This is a genomic window from Sphingopyxis sp. (assembly GCF_036402335.1).
GTDB lineage: Bacteria > Pseudomonadota > Alphaproteobacteria > Sphingomonadales > Sphingomonadaceae > Sphingopyxis.
In genome coordinates, this window is sequence record NZ_DASWTD010000597.1 from 1 (window position 1) to 3,579 (window position 3,579).

Genomic DNA, 3,579 nt, shown 5'->3' on the forward strand with positions numbered 1-3,579 from the left:
GGTGTACGTCACGGAGCACGCGGCGGCCTTGAACGTCGACCCGACGCGGCTGGCCATCGCCGGTGACAGCGTCGGCGGCAACATGGCCGCGGCGGTGACGCTGCTCGCGAAGGAGCGCGGCGGCCCCGATTTCCGGACGCAGCTGCTGTTCTATCCGGTCACCGACGCCGCGATGGACAGCGCATCGTACAAGCAGTTTGCCGACGGACCGTGGCTCACCGCGAAGGCGATGGCCTGGTATTGGGATCAATATCTGCCCGACCTTTCGCGCCGCGGCGAGATTTTGGCATCGCCCGTCAACGCGTCGGCCGGGCAGCTCGGCGGCCTGCCGCCCGCGCTGGTGATCGTCGACGAGAATGACGTGCTGCGCGACGAGGGCGAAGCCTATGCCCGCAATCTCGCCGCAGCGGGCGTGCCGGTGACCGCCGTACGCTACAACGGCACGATCCACGATTTCATGATGCTGAATCCGATCGGCGAAACCCCCGCGGCGCGCGGCGCGGTGGCGCAGGCGGTCGCCTATCTGCGGACGGTCTTTGCAGCTGGCGAATGAAAGGGGGCGGGAGGCGGGACGCCGCCTCCCGCAACCGGTCAGCCTGCGTCGACGGGAATGGCGAAACGGAACTCGGCGCCGCCGTCGGGGTGATTCGACGCCGTGATCGCACCGCCATGCTCGGCAATGATCGACTGGCAGATTGCCAGCCCGATCCCCATTCCGCTTTCCTTGGTGGTGAAGAAGCCGTGGAAAATCCGGTCGAGATCGCCTGCGGGGATGCCGGGCCCGGTGTCGCGAAGCGTCAGCGTCGATTGCCCGGCTTCGCTTCCGGTACCGAGGATGATCCGGCGATCGCCCTCGCGCTCCTCGGCCGCCTGCACCGCGTTGATCAGCAGGTTCACGATCACCTGCTGGAGCTGGATGCGGTCGCCGGTCACCGGCGCGAGGTCCCTGGCAAAGTCGGTCGTCACGCGGATCGAACGCGATTCGATTTCGTGACGGACGAAGATCAGCGATTCCTGTGCGACATCGTTAAGGTCGAGCGGCACGCGTTCGGGCTGGCGCTTTGCCGCCATACCGCGGATGCGCTGCACGATGTCGCTCGCGCGCCGCCCGCTCGCCGCGATGCGCGTCGTCAGTTCCTTGACCTTTTCGACATTCGGATCGGGGCGCGACAGCCAGCGCAGGCTCGTCTCGGCATTGGTGACGATGGCAGCGAGCGGCTGGTTGACCTCGTGCGCGATCGACGTCGTCAGCTCGCCCAGCGTCGATATGCGCGCCGCGTGCGTGAAATCGGCCTGCAACTGACGCAGTTCCGCCTCGATGCCCATATGCTCGGTGACATCCTCGAAACTGAAGATCGTGACATCGAGTTCGGCGACAAGCTTGGGATAGGTGACCGACATCCGCACATCGCGGACCCGGCCGTCGAAGGTCTCGACCTTCGTCACTTCATGATGGCTTTCCTGCCCGTTGAAGCGCCCGATCATCACGTTGCGGAGCGATTCGCGCGCGACCGTGAACAAATATCCCACCGGCCGCATCAGGTCGAGCGCACCGCTGCCGCCGAACATCTGCACCGCGGCGCGATTGACGTCGGTGACCCGCACCGTCGTCGCGGCCAGTTCGACCAGTTCGGGATGCTCGTCGAGATAGGCGCCGAAATCGGTCACCCCGCTCGCCCGGATATCATTGTATATCCGTCCCATATGACTGGCATCGACCTGCCACAGCGCGACCGGCATATGGTGGACGAGCTTGCGGTACCGCGCTTCGCTTGCGCGCAAATAGAGATAGGAGCGGTCGTCGTCGACCGTGCCGTTGACCGCAACATAGACCCGTCCGGGCTCGTCGGCGCGCCACACCGTGACCAGCGGGTCGCGCAGGATGCCGTCCGACGGCATCTGCCGCCGATAGGTCGCGCCTTCGGTTTCACCGAGCATTGCGTCAGCGAAGAGCTCGCCGGCGACCATGCGGCTTTCGAGCGGCCAGAAGCCCGCAACCGGCTGGCCGATCATCAGGTCGCGGCCGCGATTGCCCCCGACCAGGCGCATCGTCCGTTCGTTGACATTGACGATCCGCGCCACCTCGACCAGCTCGACATAGCGCGCGTGCAATTGCTTTTCGTCACTGGCGTTCGCCGCTTTGCGAAGCCGGCCGATCTCGGCGATGAGCGGCGCTGCGTCCGACACGTCGATTTCCCAGCTCGCCGCCATCAGCCGGTCGGGAATATGCCAGTCGGCGCCCTCGACGGCACCGTCGTTCAGCGACTGGCGGCCATATTCGATGACGTCGCGCGGCGTCCCGTCCTGCGCGAAGCGGACATATTGGCGAATGTCGACGGCGATATGGATTCCCGACGGGGTGCGCCGGCTGACGACCCCCTGCCACGTCCCTTCCTGCAACAGCAGGCGCCAATGCTCGCGCTCATTCTCGCTGCGCGTCGTCAAATGGCCGATGCCGCGACCGATCATGGTGAGCGAGGGCCAGCCGTACAGCGCTTCGGATGCCGGGTTCCAGTAATGGACCGCACCCTCGACATCGAAGATGATCACGCTTTCGGATGCGAAATCGGCAACGTCCGGCTCGGACGCCCGGCTCGCGACCTGAAGGGGATCGCGCGGCGACGAGGCGGGCTCGTCGGGCAGGGCCGGACTCAATGCCCCGGCTCTGCCGGCCAGTCCGCCGCCCCGATCGCCGATTTCAGCTGATCGAGAAGCGCCTCGTCGGCGACCGGCTTGGTAAGCCAGGCCTGCGCGCCGAGCTGCAGCGCCTTCGTCCGCGCAACCGGGTCGAGGACCGAGGTCAGGACGATGACGGGCAGGTCCGACCCCGCGGCGCGGACGCGCTCGAGCAGCTCGAGCCCGGTCATCCCGGGCATGCGGATATCGGTGACCAGGCAATCGACGCCGCGCGCGGCATGATCGGCAAGGAAGGCCGGCGCGCCATCGAAGGTGCGACAGGCAAGCCCCGTCACCATCAGCAAATCGCAAAGGGCTTCGCGGATGGCTTCGTCATCGTCCACGATCGCGACAAGAGGTATTCTGGGCAAGCGGCTCGGCCCTTTACAACACGACCGGGTCGGTCAATGGGGCCAATGTTGCCCAGCTTGTAAGGCTTTGTAACCATACCAAAGTCTAGGCTGTGCCGTTTTCGCGCAATGTCACCGGCAATTTCTCCCACGCGCGGATCAGTTCGCCGACCGACGCGGCCTGCATTTTCTTCATCACATTGCTGCGGTGAAGCTTCACCGTGATCTCGGTGATTCCGAGGTCGTAGGCGATCTGCTTGTTGAGCCGTCCGCGCGCGACTTCGCGCATCACCTGGCTCTCGCGCGGGGTCAGCGTAGCAAAACGTTCGACATGCTGCTGGACCACACGCGCGCTCGCGCGTTCGGCGACGTCGCGCTCGACCCCCGCGACCACCGCGTCGAGCAGGGTCTGGTCGCGCACCGGCTTGGTCAGGAAATCGACCGCTCCCGCCTTCATCGCCTGCACCGACATCGGGATGTCGCCGTGCCCGGTCAGGAAGACGATCGGTTTCGAAATGCCTGCCGCGCTCAGATACTGCTGCAGGTCGAGCCC

General features: G+C 65.8%; 4 protein-coding genes. 1 reads left to right on the plus strand and 3 read right to left on the minus strand.

Annotated elements, in window-relative coordinates:
• Positions 1 to 553 (plus strand): alpha/beta hydrolase (locus VGD20_RS19375; protein WP_331136012.1); only part of this gene is annotated, 553 nt, incomplete at its 5' end.
• A 38-nt stretch (positions 554 to 591) separates the two neighbouring features.
• Here VGD20_RS19375 and VGD20_RS19380 read toward each other — a convergent pair.
• From VGD20_RS19380 to VGD20_RS19390, 3 genes are all read right to left on the minus strand, one after another.
• Positions 592 to 2,655 (minus strand): PAS domain-containing sensor histidine kinase, encoded by a 2,064-nt coding sequence (locus VGD20_RS19380; protein ID WP_331136013.1) that lies wholly within the window; start codon positions 2,653 to 2,655, stop codon positions 592 to 594.
• Positions 2,652 to 3,020 carry a response regulator transcription factor gene (locus tag VGD20_RS19385; RefSeq protein WP_331136014.1) on the minus strand — a complete coding sequence of 123 codons (369 nt, stop codon included), beginning with the start codon at positions 3,018 to 3,020 and terminating at the stop codon, positions 2,652 to 2,654. The genes VGD20_RS19380 and VGD20_RS19385 overlap by 4 nt, the downstream gene beginning before the upstream one ends.
• 112 nt (positions 3,021 to 3,132) lie before the next feature.
• The coding region (locus VGD20_RS19390) for a response regulator transcription factor (protein WP_331136015.1) at positions 3,133 to 3,579 on the minus strand (447 nt) is incomplete at its 5' end.